At 72.3% G+C, this 17,348-nt stretch carries 14 protein-coding genes; 11 read left to right on the top strand and 3 right to left on the bottom strand.

All coding sequences use genetic code 11. The features are described from left to right. Positions 1–185: 185 nt before the first annotated feature. A complete protein-coding gene (locus BKA22_RS07375) occupies positions 186–2,609 on the bottom strand; it encodes a transglycosylase domain-containing protein (protein WP_146954663.1) in 2,424 nt (807 codons plus the stop codon). A gap of 235 nt (positions 2,610–2,844) precedes the next feature. Here BKA22_RS07375 and BKA22_RS07370 point away from each other — a divergent pair, with 235 nt between their 5' ends. The 6 genes from BKA22_RS07370 (at position 2,845) to BKA22_RS07345 (ending at position 7,199) form a co-directional block, all read left to right on the top strand. After that, positions 2,845–3,507 carry a PadR family transcriptional regulator gene (locus BKA22_RS07370; RefSeq protein WP_146954664.1) on the top strand — a complete coding sequence of 221 codons (663 nt, stop codon included), beginning with the start codon at positions 2,845–2,847 and terminating at the stop codon, positions 3,505–3,507. Continuing rightward, positions 3,504–4,598 carry an inositol-3-phosphate synthase gene (locus tag BKA22_RS07365; protein ID WP_146954665.1) on the top strand — a complete coding sequence of 365 codons (1,095 nt, stop codon included), beginning with the start codon at positions 3,504–3,506 and terminating at the stop codon, positions 4,596–4,598. Before BKA22_RS07370 ends, BKA22_RS07365 begins: the two co-directional genes overlap by 4 nt. 198 nt (positions 4,599–4,796) lie before the next feature. Beyond that, the gene (locus BKA22_RS07360) at positions 4,797–5,126 is read left to right on the top strand and encodes a DUF4333 domain-containing protein (RefSeq protein ID WP_179561684.1); all 330 of its coding nucleotides are present in this window, start codon (positions 4,797–4,799) and stop codon (positions 5,124–5,126) included. Continuing rightward, entirely contained in the window at positions 5,123–5,449 is a 327-nt protein-coding gene (locus BKA22_RS07355) for a type VII secretion target (protein WP_179561683.1), read from the top strand. The genes BKA22_RS07360 and BKA22_RS07355 overlap by 4 nt, the downstream gene beginning before the upstream one ends. Then, positions 5,449–6,717, top strand: a complete 1,269-nt coding sequence (locus BKA22_RS07350; RefSeq protein WP_146954667.1) for a WXG100 family type VII secretion target — start codon at positions 5,449–5,451, stop codon at positions 6,715–6,717. Before BKA22_RS07355 ends, BKA22_RS07350 begins: the two co-directional genes overlap by 1 nt. 5 nt (positions 6,718–6,722) lie before the next feature. Continuing rightward, positions 6,723–7,199, top strand: coding sequence for a hypothetical protein (locus tag BKA22_RS07345; protein ID WP_146954668.1), 477 nt, complete (start codon positions 6,723–6,725; stop codon positions 7,197–7,199). 10 nt (positions 7,200–7,209) lie between these two features. On the opposite strand, the gene BKA22_RS07340 is transcribed toward BKA22_RS07345, so the two are convergent. Beyond that, positions 7,210–7,749 carry a hypothetical protein gene (locus BKA22_RS07340; RefSeq protein WP_146954669.1) on the bottom strand — a complete coding sequence of 180 codons (540 nt, stop codon included), beginning with the start codon at positions 7,747–7,749 and terminating at the stop codon, positions 7,210–7,212. A gap of 187 nt (positions 7,750–7,936) precedes the next feature. On the opposite strand from BKA22_RS07340, the gene BKA22_RS07335 reads away from it, so the two are divergent. After that, on the top strand, positions 7,937–9,247 hold the full coding sequence (locus tag BKA22_RS07335; protein WP_146954670.1) for an MFS transporter: 1,311 nt from the start codon (positions 7,937–7,939) through the stop codon (positions 9,245–9,247). Here BKA22_RS07335 and BKA22_RS07330 read toward each other — a convergent pair. Then, complete coding sequence (locus BKA22_RS07330) at positions 9,237–10,742, bottom strand: CCA tRNA nucleotidyltransferase (RefSeq protein WP_223203748.1); 1,506 nt, start codon at positions 10,740–10,742, stop codon at positions 9,237–9,239. The genes BKA22_RS07335 and BKA22_RS07330 overlap by 11 nt on opposite strands. 45 nt (positions 10,743–10,787) lie before the next feature. On the opposite strand from BKA22_RS07330, the gene BKA22_RS07325 reads away from it, so the two are divergent. Genes BKA22_RS07325 through BKA22_RS20125 form a run of 4 tightly spaced genes read left to right on the top strand, consistent with a single transcriptional unit; the run spans position 10,788 to position 17,306 of the window. Then, positions 10,788–11,339 (top strand): NUDIX hydrolase, encoded by a 552-nt coding sequence (locus tag BKA22_RS07325; RefSeq protein WP_146954672.1) that lies wholly within the window; start codon positions 10,788–10,790, stop codon positions 11,337–11,339. Then, positions 11,336–13,591, top strand: a complete 2,256-nt coding sequence (locus BKA22_RS07320) for a DUF6049 family protein (protein ID WP_179561682.1) — start codon at positions 11,336–11,338, stop codon at positions 13,589–13,591. Before BKA22_RS07325 ends, BKA22_RS07320 begins: the two co-directional genes overlap by 4 nt. Next, positions 13,588–15,228: a murein biosynthesis integral membrane protein MurJ gene (gene murJ / locus BKA22_RS07315; protein ID WP_223203749.1), complete on the top strand. Its 1,641-nt coding sequence runs from the start codon at positions 13,588–13,590 to the stop codon at positions 15,226–15,228. Before BKA22_RS07320 ends, murJ begins: the two co-directional genes overlap by 4 nt. A 59-nt stretch (positions 15,229–15,287) precedes the next feature. Further along, entirely contained in the window at positions 15,288–17,306 is a 2,019-nt protein-coding gene (locus tag BKA22_RS20125) for a protein kinase family protein (RefSeq protein WP_146954674.1), read from the top strand. Positions 17,307–17,348: the final 42 nt, after the last annotated feature.

Here is a 17,348-nt window from a genome sequence, read left to right as displayed (position 1 = left end):
CGGTCACGGTCGGTCCGTGACAGGAGGGTTCTCGTGCGTCGCTGCACCCTCCGGTGCGCCACGTGGTGACACGTGGGGCACGGCGCCGATCGGCGGCACCGGTCGGTGAGCACAGCAAGGGACAACACTACCGGCTCGCCGGACGCCCCGACGAATCGCCTGGACGTCCGGCACGGCGCGACCGGTCAGCCGCCCTGGCCACCCTGGCCGCCCTGTGCCGTCTGCGACGGGGTCGGCGTCGGCGTCGGGGCGACGGTCGGCGCCGGCGTCTCCACCGGCTTCGGACCCAGCGAGATGACCAGCGCGACCGTGCTGCCGGTGTCGAGCGTGGTCCCGCCGCCGGGATCCGTCCGGATGACCCTGCCCTTCGTCACCGAGTCCGAGTACTCGGACGTGACGGCGGGTACGAGCCCGTTCTGCAGCAGTGCGGAGGTCGCGTCGGCCTCGAGCTTGTCGTTCAGCCCGGACGGCACCGTGACCTGAGCGGGTGCGGCCGTCTCGGTGGGTGGTGCCTCGGTCGGCGTCTCGGTGACGGTCGGCGACGCGCTCGGCGAGGGTCCGACGTTCGCGCGCGGCGGGAACTCGTCGTCCTTGGCGAACTGCGGCATGTCGAGCACAGGGCCCATGTAGGCCGCCCAGAGAGCCGAGGGCCATGTGGCACCGGTGATCTCGGTGATCTTCTTGCCGTTCGCCTTGTTGCCGAAGGGGGTGATCGTGTCCTGCGACTTGCCGTCCTCGCCGACCTGGCTGAACGCCACCGCGGTCGCGATCGTCGGTGTGTAGCCGACGAACCACGCCGACTTGTTGCCGGTCGACGTACCCGTCTTGCCTGCGATCGACTTGCCGAGGGGCTTGACCCAGGTCTTGCCCGAACCCTCCTGGACGACCTGCGTCATCGCGTAGGTGGCGTCCGCCATGACGTCCGACGGGATGACCTGGCTGCGCTCGTCCCCGCCCTGGTAGGCCAGGGAGTCGTCGGGGTTCGTGATCGTGCGGACGATGAACGGGTCGGCCTGCCACCCCTGCGCTGCGAAGGTCGCGTACGCGCCTGCCATGTCGATCGGGTGCACCGTCGCGGTGCCGAGCACGTTCGCGGCGTTCGCCTCGACCTCGGTCGTGACACCCGCGTCCCGGGCCACCGCCACGGTCTTGTCCGGGCCGACCTCGATGTTGAGCTGTGCGTAGACGGTGTTGACCGACTGCGCCGTGGCCTTGATCAGGTCGATGTCGCCGAACTGCTCGCCGTCGAAGTTCCCGGGCGACCAGTCCCCGAACGTCTGCGGGCTCGCCCCGTTGTACGTCTTGGTCAACGGGATGCCCGACTCGAGGGCGGCGACCAGCGCGAACGGCTTGAACGTGGAGCCCGCCTGCACGGCGTCGTACGTCGCCCGGTTGATGGAGTCCTCGAGGTAGTCCTTGCCGCCGTAGAGCGCGACGATCCCGCCGTCCGCGGGGTCGACGGACGCGATGGCGACCTTCATCCTGTCTGACGGCACTGCCCCGTCGGCGAGGGTGCCGTCCCACAGCGAGTTCACCGCGGCGACGGCCTGGTCCTGCACGGGCTTCTGGATGGTCGTGACGATCTTGTAGCCGCCGCGGTCCAGGGACTCGTCGGTGATCGACGGCACGTTCGCGATGATCTCGTCGCGGACCATCTCCAGCAGGTAGCCGGCGGGTCCGCGGTACGTCTCGCTCCGGGTGTAGACGACGGTCTCGGGGAAGGTCTGCGCCGCGCGTTCGTCGGCGGTGATCCACCCGTCCTCGACCATGTTGTCGAGCACCCGGTTCCACTTCTGCTCGGCCTTGTCGGGGCTGACCGCCGGGTCCCAGTTGTTCGGGGACGGGATGACGCCCGAGAGCAGCGCGGCCTGCGAGATCGTCAGGTCGGCGGCGTTCACGTTGAAGTACGACTGCGCCGCCGCCTGGATGCCGTACGAGTCACGGCCGAAGTAGATCGTGTTGAGGTACCGCCCGAGGATCTCCTCCTTGGACTCCTGCCGGGAGATCTTCACCGCGAGCAGGGCCTCGTTGAACTTGCCGAGGTAGTCGGACGTCGTCTTGTTGACGTAGTACCGCTCGACGTACTGCTGGGTCAGCGTCGAGGCACCCTGGGTGGCGCCGCCGCTGACGTTGTTGACGAAGGCTCGGGCGATGCCCTTCAGGTCGACGCCGCTGTTGGTGTAGAAGGTCCGGTCCTCGGAGGCGACGACGGCGTCCCCCACGTACTTGGGCAGGGTCGCGAAGTCGACGATCTCGCGCTTCTGGTCGGCGAACGTGCCCATGACCTCGCCGGGTGTGACGCTGCCGTCGGCGTTGACGGTGTCCGCGTAGTACACGGTCGTGGTCTGAGCGAAGATGTCGTCGCTCGGGTTCGGCGGCTGGACCTTCGCGTAGGCCGCGACGAGCGCACCGGCCACCAGGAAGACACCCGTCAGGAACGAGCCGAGCATGAACCGCCACGACGGCATCCACCGGTGCAGCCCCGTGTACCCCGAACGGGGGTAGTCGAAGAAGCGGCGCTTGGCCTTCGGCTCCGGCTGGCGCGCGCGTGAGCTGCGCGAGGAGCGGCGCGGCGGCGCGGGCTGCGCTCGTCGGTTCGTGCCTGCCACAACGGTGCCTTCCTGACGACGGCCGGGCAGCGCTGGGCGCACCCCGGGCGCGCCGGGGTCGGTCGGCGCGCCCGCCCAGTATGGACGACCGGTCTGTCCGGGCGTCGACGCCCGTGTCCGGATCTCGCGGAGCCTTCACACGATCGGCACTGCTTGTGCCGAGGCATCGATCCGACATACTCTCCCGATGTATCAACTCGATACATCGAGCAACGCCCTGAGGAGGTGGTCCGGCATGCGCGGTCGCGCTGACGTGCTGGAACCCGCCATCCTCGGCCTGCTCGCCGAGTCGCCCATGCACGGCTACGAGCTGCGCAAGCGGCTCAACCTCGTGCTCGGCTCGTTCCGTGCACTGTCCTACGGCTCGCTCTACCCGTGCCTGAAGTCGCTGTCCGACCGAGGCTGGATCACCGGCAGCGAGTCGACCGACAGGTCGACCGACACGCACGTGGCCAGCAAGCGCGCACGCATCGTCTACCAGCTGACCGCCGACGGCAAGGAGCACCTGCAGCAGGTGCTCGCCTCGTCCGGCCCGGCCGCCTGGGAGGACGAGAACTTCGACGTCCGGTTCGCGTTCTTCGCGCAGACCGACGCCGAGACCCGTCTACGGATCCTCGAAGGACGACGCTCACGCCTCACCGAGCGCCTCGAGACCATCCGCCAGTCCTTCGCCCGCACCCGCGAGCGGATGGACGAGTACACCCTCGAGCTCCAGCGCCACGGCCTCGACCAGGTCGAACGCGAGGTCCGTTGGCTCGACGGGCTCATCGACAACGAGCGCGGCGAGCGTCGCGCCCGTACCGCAAGCACCGGTCGTCCGGCCGCTGCTGACTCCCCTGCTGCCGTGACGGACGATGACTCCGCCGCGGCGCGCAACACCGAGAAGGAGCGAGGATGACCTCCATCCGCGTCGCCATCGTCGGCGTCGGCAACTGCGCCGCGTCGCTGGTCCAGGGCGTTACCTACTACGCCGATGCCGACCCCAGCGGGAAGGTGCCGGGCCTCATGCACGTCCAGTTCGGCGACTACCACGTGAGCGACATCGAGTTCGTCGCGGCGTTCGACGTCGACGCCAAGAAGGTCGGCTTCGACCTGTCCGAGGCGATCTTCAACTCGGAGAACAACACCATCAAGATTGCCGACGTCCCGCCGCTCGGCGTGACCGTCCAGCGCGGCCACACCCTCGACGGCCTGGGCAAGTACTACTCCCAGACGATCGACGAGTCCGACGCCGAGCCGGTCGACATCGTCGCCGCGCTGCGCGAGGCCCAGGTCGACGTCCTCATCTGCTACCTGCCCGTCGGCTCCGAGGCCGCCGCGAAGTTCTACGCCCAGTGCGCCATCGACGCGAACGTCGCGTTCGTCAACGCCCTGCCCGTGTTCATCGCCTCCGACCCGGAGTGGGCCGCGAAGTTCGAGGCCGCCGGCGTCCCGATCGTCGGCGACGACATCAAGTCGCAGGTCGGCGCGACCATCACGCACCGCGTGCTCGCCCGCCTGTTCGAGGACCGCGGCGTCATCCTGGACCGCACGTACCAGCTGAACGTCGGCGGCAACATGGACTTCAAGAACATGCTCGAGCGTGAGCGCCTGGAGTCCAAGAAGCTCTCCAAGACGCAGGCCGTGACGTCCAACCTCCACGACGGCCCGCTGGCCGGCAAGAAGGAGGACCGCAACGTCCACATCGGCCCGTCGGACTACGTCGCGTGGCTCGACGACCGCAAGTGGGCGTACGTGCGCCTCGAGGGTCGCGCCTTCGGCGAGGTCCCGCTGAACCTGGAGTACAAGCTCGAGGTCTGGGACTCCCCGAACTCGGCCGGCATCATCATCGACGCCCTGCGCGCCGCGAAGATCGCCAAGGACCGTGGCATCGGTGGCCCGATCCTGTCCGCCGCGACCTACTTCATGAAGTCCCCGCCGGTCCAGATGGAGGACAACGAGGGCCGCGCGCAGCTCGAGGCCTTCATCCGCGGCGAGGTCGAGCGCTGATCCGCAGCGCAGCGAAGGGCGGAGGCGCTGCCAGGCGCGCCCGCCCGTAGCGATGACGTGGGGCCCGGTGACCGTCAAGGTCACCGGGCCCCACGTCTGCCCGGCGCAGGTACTGCTCGGCCTCCGCGACCGGACCGCCCATCCACAGATCCCCGGGTTCTCCGGGTTGCGGGGCGTGACCGTGCCACGATGGCGCGCATGCGCTCTGCCACGACCGCCGGCCTCACCGCCGTGCTCCTGCTCGTCCTCACCTCCGCGTGCTCGTTCTCGGCGACGACGTCCACCCAGGTAGGCACCGGCGAGCTCGAGACGCAGGTGAGCTCGATGCTCCAGGAGCAGGTGGGTGTCGCGCCGGACAGCGTCGACTGCCCGGACCCGCTTCCCGGCGAGGCCGGGTCCGAGGTGCGCTGCACCCTCACGGCGTCGGGCGTGACCTACGGGCTCACGGCGACGTCGAACGGTGTCGAGGGCGACGCCGTCAACATCAGCGTCCAGGTCGACGACCAGCCGGTCGAGGGTCAGGGGTGAGCGCCGGGCTCTCCGTCGAGGGCACCGAGGTCACCGCCCTGGCGGGTCAGCTCGACACGATCGGCGGCACCTACGGCTGCCCCGCGCTGTCCACCGCCGGGACGGGCGCGCAGTCCACAGGTCATGTCGAGCTGGCCGACGTGCTGCCGCAGTTCTGCCAGTTCACCTCCGAGGTCCTCAACGCCCTCGTCGCGAACCTGACGGCGCAGGCGGAGGAGCTGCGCAGCGCCGCCCAGCTGTACTGCACGGCCGACGACGACACGAGCGCGACCCTCGGATCGTTCTCCCTGCCGACGTTCAACCCCCGCACGGAGCTGCCCTGATGACAGCCCCCTCCGAGGCCGAGCTCGGCACCACCGACGACCCCACGGCCCTCGTGCCCGGCTCCGCCGGTGACATCCGCGGCGTCGCGCAGACCCTGCGATCGTGGGCGACCCGCCTGGCGGACACCGGCGACCAGCTCAGGTTGCTGCGCGCCCCCACCTGGACGGGTGAGGCGGCCGACGCCTTCTGGGCCGCTTTCGAACGCGTGCCCGCGCAGTGGCTCACAGCGGCCGACCTGCTGACCGAGGCAGCCGCCGCGCTGGACTCGCACGCCGACGTGATCACGACCACGCAGTCCCGCGCGCAGGACGCGATCGACACCTGGATGCAGGCGGAGACCCTCACAGCGCAGTCGAGAGCGGCACACCAGGCGGCCCTCGCCCAGTACGCGCAGCACGGCGGGATCCACCCCACGTACCTCGACGGTGGTGGCGCGACACGGCAGGAGGCGCGGGAGATCCTCGCCGGTGCTCGGCAGTCGCTCGACACCTCGGGCGACGAGGCCGTCCTCGCACTCACGCGTGCTGGCGGCGGGACGTACAGCACCTCCGGCGCGGAGGGCCCAGGCACCGAGGGGAGCTGGTCGTGGGGCTCCACGACCAGCGACCAGTGGAAGAGCCAGTGGGGAAAGAATGGTTGGGCGGGACTGAGCGGTGCACCCGCGTTGGGACTGTCCGCGGTGATCGCCTCCGTCCACGGGTCGGCATGGGTCTGGCGCGCGCAGGGCGCGTTCACCACACCGGCGGGTGGCGCCGACGGGGCCTTCTACGGCAACGGGGCCGTCTCCGCGCTGAGCGCCGACGCGACGGGCTCCGTGTCGTGGGCCGCGGCCAAGGGCTTCCAGGCCAAGCTCGACGCCGAGGCGAACCTGGTCAACGCGGAGGGCACCGTCGGCTACCACAACGACTACTCCGACGCGCACCTGTCGGGTACCGCGCAGGTCGGTGCGTACGGCCAAGGTGAGGTCACCGTCACGACCGACGGGGTCGAAGCAGGGGGCGAGGTGCTGGCCGGCGCCCGGGTCTCAGGTGTGGCAGAGGCATCCGTCGGCGGTGTCGGCATCACCGGTGGCGTCGAGGGCTGGGCCGGCGCCGGGGCCGGCGCGGGTGCCACCTTCACGATGGAGGACGGCAGGTGGCACATCGGTGCCAACGCCGGACTCGCGTGGGGGCTGGGCGGGTCAGCCTCCGTCGGCATCGTGATCGACCCGGCGGAGATGGTCGAGACCGGGCAGGCACTGGCCGACGAGATGGCGACATGGTGGTGAGGGCGATGACGACCCTGCGGTGGCCGAACGACCTGTGGACACCGGTGGACCCGGTGTCCGCGGGCGTCGCCGACGCCGAGGCTGTCGCGGTGCGCCGCGGGCTGGCCTCCGGGTACACCCCGGTGATGAGCGTGCGGCGCGTGCTGCTGCCCCCGCGCGCCTCTCTCGAGACGCTCGCGGACGAGGCCGTCCAGGCGTTCGCCCGGCAGGCCGGCGGGGCCGAACGGCTTCAGCTGGCCCTCGCCGAGCCGGGCGGCGGCGCACCGGGCCTGAGCCAACTGCTCGGCGCGCGCACCCGGGTGCTGGGCAGGGACTACGACCTGCGCCAGCTCGACGGGCTGGTCGGGGACACCCAGGAGGACGGGTCGATCGCGGTGCTGCGCCTGACGGCGGCCTGCCTCGCCGACCAGCTCCCGGTCGTCGGTCCCGAGTTCACGTCGGTGCTCACGAGCCTGTCGGCGGGTGAACGAAGCCAATCGTGAGGGGCGCGCCTCAGCCCAGACGCCCGGTCAGGGCGAGGGCCGCCACACCACCCAGGCCGAGCAGGAGGCCGATCCCGGTGACGATCGCGACCGTCTTGCCGACGATCGCCGACGCGGGCTGCTTCTCCTGCCATCCCAGCGCCGCGGCCGGCTCCCTGATCGCCGTGTGCAGCACCTTCGCACTGTGCACCCGCTTCTCCAGGAGTCCATGGCTCCCGTCCGGCAGGGTGCCGTACACAGACGCCGAGCGGTCCCCCGACACCCGGCCGCGGAAGCCGCTCGCCGTCAGGCTCCCCTCGAACCAGCTGGCCTCGCCCTCCGTGACGACGTCGACGATCTGGAACGTCATCGTCGACGGCTCGCACCTCACCAAGGACCACAGGCACGAGACGCTCGGCCCGTCCGGCCCGCGCATCACCAGCGGTTCGGGATAGCCGACGGCGAAACCGTCCTCGGTGGGCCGCACGTCGACGTCGTGCGGAACCTGAACGGTGACCTGCTCGCGCAGTTGGTCCACCAGGTCGCCCCACTCGTCACCGGTGCTCTCCACGTCGGCTCTCTCCTTGTCCGTGCGCCGCGCGCCGGCTCGTGCAGCCGACCTGATCCTCGGTGATCCGCCGAGCATCGTATCGGCGGCCCCTCTCGGTCAGCTCAGGCACCAGGTGACGGCCGGCACGCGGGTGAGGCCCGACACCAGGCCCCACCGGCGGGCGACAGCCGGGTGCGAGGATGAGCCGGTGCAGGTGATCACCGAGCTGCGGACGCTGCTGCGTCTGCCCGACTTCCGCAAGCTCTTCGCGGTGCGCCTGGTGTCGCAGACCGGCGACGGCATGTTCCAGGTCGGTCTGGCGTCCCTGCTGTTCTTCTCCCCCGAGAGCCAGGGCACCGCGCCGGCGATCGCGGGGGCGTTCGCCGTGATGCTCGCGCCGTTCACGATCGTCGGCCCTTTCGCCGGCGTGCTGCTCGACCGCTGGCAGCGCCGCCAGGTGCTCGCGTGGGGCAACGCGGTGCGCGTCGTGCTCACGCTCGCGATGGCGCTGCTCATGCTCACCGGCGGTGTCACCGTGTGGATCTCGGTGCTCGGGCTCGCGGCGCTGTCGGTCAACCGGTTCCTGCTCGCGGGTCTGTCCGCAGGTCTGCCGCGCGTCGTGGACGGCCCTCTGCTGCTCACCGCCAACTCGCTGACCCCGACGCTGGGTGCCGGAGCAGCGTTCCTCGGCGGCGGCATCGGCGTGCTGCTGGGGATGACGCTCGATCCCGGACGGTTGAAGGACTCCGCGGCCCTGCTCTGCGCGTCGTTCGTCTTCGGCACCGCGGCCCTGCTCGCGCTGCGGATGACCCGCACGCTGCTGGGCCCCGAGAAGCCCGCCGAGCAGGCGATCACCAACGAGATCGCCCGGGTCGCCCGCGGTCTCGCGCACGGGGCCCGCTACCTGGTGGCCCGACGCACACCGGGGCAGGGCCTGCTCGTGATGGCGGTGCACCGGTTCCTCTACGGCGTCGTGTTCATCGCCGCGATCCTCATCTCCCGCAACCTCCTCTCCGACCCGGGCGACGCCGACGCCGGGCTGGCGACCTTCGCGCTCGTGATCGGGCTCACCGGTGTCGGGGGCTTCTTCGCGGTGCTCCTCACCCCGACCCTGTCCCGGTACACCGGCTCGCTGGCCTGGATCACGATCATGCTGCTGCTCGCCGCGGCCAGCCAGGTGCTGCTCCTCACCTCGCCCGCACGCGCCGTGGTGCTGGCCGGGGCGACGCTGCTGGGGCTCGCCGCGCAGGGCACCAAGATCGCGGTCGACACGATCGTCCAGCGCGACACCGAGGACGCGTTCCGGGGGCGGGCGTTCGCGTTCTACGACGTCCTGTACAACGTGGCGTTCGTCGGTGCCGCCGCGCTGGCGGCGTTCACCCTGCCGGACGAGGGATGGTCCCGCGGTGTGTTCGGCGCCCTCGCCGTCGCCTACCTGGTGACCGCGGCGGTGCTCTTCCGGTGGGGTGCCCGCACGCCCGCCCCCGTCGACCTCGCCCCGGAGCCGGTCAGGGCGTGACGTCCCCCTGCGCCGACCACCACGCGAGGAGCTCGGCGCGGGCCGTGTCCTCGCCGAGCGGTCCGCGCTCCATGCGCAGCTCGAGCAGGTACTTGTAGGCGGTACCGACCTCACGGCCCGGACCGATCCCGAGGATCTCCATGATCTGCGTGCCGTCGAGGTCGGGGCGGATCGAGCCCAGCTCCTCCTGCTCGCGCAGCCGGGCGATCCGCACCTCGAGGTCGTCGTACGCGGCGGACAGCCGGGCCGCCTTGCGCACGTTGCGGGTGGTGCAGTCCGAACGGGTCAGCCGGTGCAGACGCTCCAGCAGCGGGCCCGCGTCGGTCACGTACCGGCGCACGGCCGAGTCCGTCCAGCCACCCTCGCCGTAGCCGTGGAACCGCAGGTGCAGCTCGGTGAGCCGGGCCACGGCCTGCACGGTCGCCTTGTCGAACCGCAGCTCCTTGAGGCGCTTGGCGGCGAGCTTGGCGCCGACGACCTCGTGGTGGTGGAAGCTCACGCCGCCGCCGTCCTCGAACCGTCGGGTGCGGGGCTTGCCGATGTCGTGCAGCAGCGCGGCCAGGCGCAGCACCAGGTCCGGACCCGGCACGGCGCCGTCGGGGCCCGTCTCCAGCGCGATCGCCTTGTCGAGAACGGTCAGCGAGTGCTCGTAGACGTCCTTGTGCCGGTGGTGCTCGTCGATCTCCAGGCGCAGCGCCGGCAGCTCGGGCAGCACGTGGTCGGCCAGGCCGGTCTCCACCAGCACCTGCAGCCCCGCACGCGGCTCCGCCGACAGGAGCAGCTTCACCAGCTCGTCGCGGACCCGCTCGGCCGACACGATCGAGATCCGGTCGGCCATCTCCACGATCGCCTCGGTAGCTGCGGGGTCGACCGCGAAGCCGAGCTGTGCGGCGAACCGCGCGGCCCGCATCATGCGCAGCGGGTCGTCGTCGAACGAGCGCCGCGGGTCGATCGGGGTGCGCAGCAGGCCGCGCGCCAGGTCGCTCAGCCCGTCGAACGGGTCGACGAACGTCAGCTCCGGCACCCGCACGGCCATCGCGTTGACCGTGAAGTCCCGGCGCGACAGGTCGCCCTCGAGGTTGTCGCCGAACGCCACGACCGGCTTGCGGGACGCCGGGTCGTACTCATCGGACCGGTACGTGGTCACCTCGACGACGACGTCCGCACCACCGGAGCGGCCGTGCCTCATCGCGCCGATCGTGCCGAACTCACGGCCGATGTCCCAGTGCGCGTCACCCCAGCGGGCCAGGATCGCCTGCGTCTCGTCAGGGGTCGCCGACGACGCGAAGTCGAGGTCGGAGGACACCCGCCCGAGGAAGGCATCCCGCACGGGTCCCCCCACCAGGGACAGCTCGTGACCCGCGTCGCGGAACAGCGCGCCGAGCTCGAGAGCCTCCGGCGCGAGGCCCGCCAGCACGGCCAGCGCACGCTTCTGCAGCGCGAGCACGGCGGCGGCGGTGGTCTCGGGGTCTCGGGGATCGTCGACGGGCGGCACGACGCCCAAGCCTGCCAGATGGACGAAGTGGCTACAGTGTCGGGCATGTCCAGCCCGGCGCACCCCGACGTGCCCGGTGGCGTCCCCTCGCCGCCCGGTGGTCATGCGCTGCGCATCGACCGGCGCACACCTCCCCCCCGGCACGTAGGCCCGCTGCCCGTCGTCGACGAGACGTCGGCCGGCGGCATCGTCGTCCTCCAGTTCGACGGGGTGCACCACGCCGCCGTGATCGCCCGCCGCAACCGGGCCGGTCGCCTCGAGTGGTGCCTGCCGAAGGGCCACCTCGAGGGCACCGAGACGCCCGAGGAGGCCGCGATCCGTGAGATCGCCGAGGAGACCGGCATCGTCGGGCAGATCGTCCGCCGGCTCGGGGTCATCGACTACTGGTTCAGCGGCGAGGACCGCCGCGTGCACAAGGTCGTGCACCACTTCCTGCTCGGAGCCGTCGGCGGTGAGCTGAGCGTCGAGGGCGACCCCGACGGCGAGGCCGAGGACGCCGCCTGGGTACCCGTGGCCGAGCTGCACAGCCGGCTCGCCTACCCGAACGAGCGGAGGCTCGCCGAGGCCGCGCTCGTGGTGCTCGTCGGCGACGCATGACCCGTCCTGCCCCCGCCCTGCCGGGCCGTTCGCCCCGCCGGTCTCTGCGTGCGGTGCTCGCCACCCTCCTGGCCCTGCCGTTCGTCGTCGGTCCCCTGGTCGCCCCGGCGGGCGCCACGACTTCCGTGGGCTCCTCCGCGACCGCCACGGGCACCGACACGATGCCGGTGACCGTGCAGATCAGCGAGGTCTCCCCCGCCGTGCTGCGGCCGGGTCAGGACCTCGTCGTACGTGCCACCGTCCGCAACGACGGCGACACCACGATCGAGCACCCCCGGGCGACGGTCCTGCTCAACCGGTTCCGACCCTCGACCCGGGCCGAGCTGCAGGCATGGACGGACCTGGCGCCGACCGCCGCAGCCGGGCGCCCCACCGCGCAGGTCACCCTGACCGAACCCCTGGCCCCCGGGGCGACCGCGCCCGTCGAGGTCACCGTCCCGGCCGCGGCCATCGGCCTGCTCGAGTACGCCGACTCCTGGGGCCCCCGCGGGCTGTCGCTCGAGATCGGCGACGGAGGCCGCCGGGTCGGGTTGCAGCGCACCTTCCTGCTCTGGCTGACCGCCGAGGACGTCGCGCAGACCCGGGTGTCCGTGCTGTTTCCCGTCGTCGGCCCGGCGACCTCCGTCACGACCACGACCGAGGACGAGTCCACCGCGACCTCGGACGAGGACGTCCCGGTCGACGCCGACGCGACCGCACCGACGGTCGACGAGAGCGCCCTGGAGTCGCTCACCTCCCCCGAGGGCCGGCTCGCCGACCTGCTCGCCGTCACCCGCGGGCACCCGTCGGTCGCCTGGGCCGTCGACCCCGCGCTCCTCGAGGAGGCCGAGGCGGGCGGCCCGCACGCCCGCACCTGGTTCGACGAGGTGACCACGCGCACGCTCCCGGGCCGCGACGTGTTCGCCCTGCCCTGGTCCGACCCGGACCTCGCGGCGGCAGCCCACGCCGGGCACGCCGACCTCGTCGGGGTCGCACGCGACCTGTCCGCCGCGACCCCGGACGACACGTTCGGCGTGACACCCCGGACCGACCTGCTCTGGGCGCCCCCCACCGGGACCGACAGCTCCACCGCAGCACTCGCCGCCACGCTCGGCGTGGGCACGCTGGTGGTCGGGTCCGACCTCCTCGTCCCCACCGACCTGCGCGTGACCGCCGGCTCACGGACGAGCGTCGACACCTCCGCCGGAACCCAGGACGTGCTCGTCCCCGACGCCACGCTCGACGCGCTGCTCACCGACCCGACGTCCGTCGAGCCCGGGGCCACGACCGCCACCACCGTGCAGCGCGTGCTCGCCGAGACCGCCGTCGCCACCCGCGAGGACGCGGCCAACGTGCAGCACCTGCTGCTCGCGCCCGCCCGCGACTGGGACCCCGACGTCCCGACCGCCACCGCCGTGCTCGACGCCCTCGAGTCCGCTCCGTGGCTCCAGGCCACCCCCGTCTCCACCCTGATCGGCTCGTCCGACACCGGTGCCGACCGCTCGCCCCTGCCCACGACGGCCCGCACCGAGCAGGAGCTGTCGGCCGCCGAGGTGAACGCCCTGGCCACCGCACGCGCCGACGCCCAGGCGTTCGCCTCGGTGAGCGACGATCCCACCTCGCTGCTCACCGGCGTCGACGAGAGCCTCGTCGCCCCGCTGGCCGTCGCCTGGCGGGACGACCCTGCCGGGCGCGCGGCCCTCGTCCAGCAGGCCGTGGCCGGTACGCAGGAGCGGCTCGCCGGGCTGTCGATCGCGCCGCTGAGCAACACCAACGTCGTCAGCACCCACTCCGACGTGCGCGTCGTCGTGCGCAACGACCTGGCCACCGCCGCGACCGTCACGGTCGAGCTGCGCCCGGCGAAGGCGTGCCTGACCGCCGACGACTCCCCCACGGTGACCGTCGCCGCCGGCGCGCAGGAGACCGTCCCCGTCGCGCTGACCGCCACGGCCAACTGCGAGGTGCGGGTCGACGCCCTGCTGACCACCGCGACCGGCCACGTCGTGTCCCCGACCGTCGAGTTCACCGCGCGCGTCTCCCCGACCATCGAGGGCGTCGGCACGGTCGTCGTCGGCATCCTGCTCGCCGTGGGCCTCGTGCTGGGCATCGTCCGCACCGTCCGACGCGGGCAGTCGGCCCGCCGCGGCGCGCGGACCGAGGCCGAGGCCATCGCGACCGGCGAGGTGGCATCCGTCGGCGTGCTCGGCGGCGGCGCACCCGCCACCGGCACGACCGCGGCCGTCCGTCCCGCACCGACCGAGGAGAAGCGTTGAGCCAGACCACGTCGAACGGGGCCCTGGGTCGCGCCTCCGCCCTGATGGCGTCGGGTACCGCCGTGTCGCGCGTGCTCGGCCTGCTGCGCGGCATGGTCCTCGTCGCCGCGATCGGCGCGACGGGTCAGGCAGCCGACGCCTTCGCGGTCGCCAACAAGCTTCCCAACGTGCTGTACATGCTGCTCGCCGGCGGCGTGCTGAACGCGATCCTCGTGCCGCAGGTCGTCCGCGCCTACAAGCGGGACGCCGGGCAGGACTACGTCGACCGGCTGCTCACGTTCGGCTTCGTCGTCCTCGGCGCCGTCGCAGCGGTCCTCACGCTCGCAGCGCCCCTGCTCGTCGACATCTACTCCGACTCCGGAAGCGCCTCTCAGCACGCGCTGGCGGTGTCCTTCGCGTACTGGTGCATCCCTCAGCTGTTCTTCTACGGGGCGTACGCCCTGCTCGGACAGGTGCTCAACGCACGCGGCTCGTTCGGGCCGTACATGTGGGCGCCCGTGGCCAACAACCTCGTCTCGATCGCCGGCTTCGGCGTGTTCATCGCCGTGTTCGGGAATGCCCGCGAGACCGACGTGAACCTCGCGTCGACCTGGAGCAGCGGCCAGGTCGTCCTCCTGGCTGTCTCCGCGACCCTCGGTGTCATCGCCCAGGCGGCCGTCCTCTACCCGGCGATGCGGCGGGCGGGCGTGCGCTACCGCCCACGCTGGGGTCTACGCGGCTACGGGCTCAGCCGGGCCGGGACGGTGGCGGTCTGGACGTTCCTCGGGCTGCTCGTCGGACAGCTCGGGTACATCGTCGTGTCCCGCGTCGCGTCGCAGACAAGTCACGCAGCGGGCCCGGGCGCCGTGGTGGCCGGGAACGCCGCCTACGACTACGCCTTCCTGATCTTCATGCTGCCGCACTCGCTGGTCACCGTCTCCTTGGCCACCGCGCTGTTCACCCGACTCTCCGCGCAGGCACACGACGGCGACGCCGACGGGGCCCGCTCGACCCTCTCGCTCGGTCTGAGGGTCGTCGGGCTGTTCACGACGATCGCGACCGCGGTGCTGGTCGTGCTCGGGTATCCGCTCACCGGTCTGGTCATCCTGACCGGCACCGCGGCCGAGGCCCACGCCGTGAGCGGTGTCGTGGTGACGATGGCCGTGGGGCTGCCGTTCTTCGGGGCCTGGTCGATGTGCCAGCGCGTCTACTACGCGTACGAGGATGCTCGCGGCATGGTGCCCGTCCAGGTGGCGATGGCTGCAGTGGTCGCGATCGGGACCTGGCTCTCGCGGGAGCTGCTCGACCCCCAGTGGTGGGTCGCCGGTGCCGGTGCCGCGATGAGCCTGTCGTACGCCCTCGGGGCCGGGGTTGCCCTGTGGCGTCTGCGCGCCCGCCTGGTGCACGTCGACGGTCCACGAGTGCTGCGTACGCATGCTCAGGCACTCGTCGCCGCGGTTCTCGCCGCCGGCGCAGGGGCTGCGACCTCGGCGCTCCTCGACGTTCCGGATCGCCTTGTCGGGTGGTTGGTCACCTGCGTCGTCGTCGGGCTCGTCATGGGTGCGGTGTACGTGGTGGCGCTGAAGATCATGCACGTGCGGGAGCTCGACGACCTGACCAGACCGCTGGTCGCACGCCTACGACGGCGACGCGGGTGAAGCAGCACGTCTAGCATGTCCGATGCCCCCGGCCGCGGGGGCAGAGCCCTGGAGGTGTCGTGAACGAGGTCGTCGGACGAGGCACCGTGCTGGCAGGCCGGTACCGCGTGCTCGAACCCGGGTCCACGGACCTGCCGGGCACCTCGCTCTGGGAGGGCAACGACCAGATCCTCGACCGTCCGGTCAGGGTGCGGGTGCTGGAGTCCGGTGACGTGGCGCAGGCGCTCGACGCCGCCCGTCGTGCCGCGCTCGTCACCGACGCCCGTCTGGTGCGCGTGCTGGACGTCGGGATGCACGAGGACACGGGCTACGTCGTGACCGAGCAGGTCGCGGGCCCCTCGCTCGACCAGCTCGTGGCGCGCGGGCCGCTCACCGCGGACCAGGCCCGTGCGCTCGTCGGGGAGGTCGCCTCCGCGCTCGAGGTCGCCCGGCGCCGCGGTGTGCACCACCTGACCCTGCGGCCCTCGAGCGTGCACGTCGCGCCCGACGGCCGCGTGCTCGTCACCGGCCTGGCGCTCGACGGCGCCCTGCTCGGCCTGACCGGTGGCGATGCGCGCAGCACGTCGCGGACCGACGCGGTGGCGCTCGTGCGGCTGCTGTACACGGCCCTGACCGGTCTCTGGCCGTCCGGTGCGCACCTGCCGGCGACCCCGGCTGCGCTTCCCGCAGCACCCGTGTCCGAGCAGGGGCCCGTCGCACCGGCCGACCTGGTCGCCGGTGTGCCGAACGATCTCGACACGCTGTGCGCCGTGACGCTCGGCGTGCACGTCGACGGACCGCACTCCCCGGGTGAGGTCGTCCGTGAGCTCGAGCCGTGGGGCTCGATCCGGACCGTCGGCCTGTCCCAGGCTGCCGAGGAGATGCCGGCGCAGCAGGACTGGCCGATCGTCGGGGCGGCGGTCGCCGCCTCGTCCTCTGTCGGTCCCGGCCCTGACGTCGCCCCCGAGTACGACTACGACGACGGTCCGCCGACCCAGGCGTTCACCCCTCCGCCGCCCCAGGCGTTCACCCCGCCGCAGGTGCAGCGCCAGTCCGTGCGGTCCGCGTTCGCCGACCAGGCGCTGCCCGGCGCCAACCTGCCCGGCACCCCGCCACCGGCCACGCCGGGCCGCACGAGCGCCTTCGGACCGGTCGGCGGCCTCGGCACCGGGCCTGTGCTCCCTCCGCCCGGCGCGGGCACTCCCGGAACCCCGGTCCCGCCGTCGGCGCCGCTCGGCGCGCCCGGTGGCGCTGCCCCGTACGCGGGCCCGCCTGCCGCCCTGCCCCTGCCACCGGCCATGCCACCGGCACCGGCGCGCGCGTCGGCCTTCGGGGCGGCCCCGGGGCCGTCGGTGCCGCCGCCGGCGTTCGCGCCGTCGGGCGGGGCAGGTCCTCAGCAGCCTGCGGGCGGAGACCTCGAGTGGGAGGACTTCGGCGTCGAGGAGGCCCCGCGCAAGCGGCGGTCCGACCCGACAGCGATCGTGCTCGGCGCGGTCGCCGTCGTCGTGCTCATCGGCGTCATCCTGGCCTTCCGGGCGTTGTTCTTCGGCCCTGACGCCGGTGGCTCGCCCGCCGCCCAGACCACGAGCTCGCAGGGCACGCAGACGTCGGCCGAACCGTCCGGCAGCGCGGGTGAGCCGAGCGCGTCCGCGACGACCCCGGTGTCCGGCGTCGCGCCGGTGATCGCCTCGATCCAGTCGGTCGACCCCTCGGACGCCGACGGTGAGCACCAGGAGGCCGTGGACCGCGCCCGAGACGGTGACCCGTCGACCTTCTGGTACACGATGACGTACAAGGCCGACGACTTCGCGGGCTTCAAGCCAGGTGTGGCGCTCGTGCTCACCCTGCAGGAGACGTCGACCGTGTCCTCGGTGACGCTGCAGGTCAACGGCGCGGGCGGCAACGTGCAGGTGCGGCAGTCCGACGCGGCGAACCCGTCGGGAGGCACGCTGCTCGCGGAGGGAACGCTGGGCCCGGAGACGGTGCTGACGTTCGCCACCCCGGTGGACACCTCGACGGTCGTCCTGTGGTTCGATCGCCTGCCGACCGCGCCCGACGGTGGCTTCCGCATCGAGCTGGCGGAGATCACCCTGTCCTGAGGGCTGCCGTGCCGGCGATCGCCTGCGGGGGTCGGAACAGAT

Origin of the sequence: Cellulomonas soli, from assembly GCF_013409305.1 — a bacterium.
Taxonomy (GTDB): Bacteria; Actinomycetota; Actinomycetes; order Actinomycetales; family Cellulomonadaceae; genus Cellulomonas; species Cellulomonas soli.
Note: the sequence above shows the minus strand (reverse complement) of the source record. Positions and strands in the feature narration are given on the sequence as shown.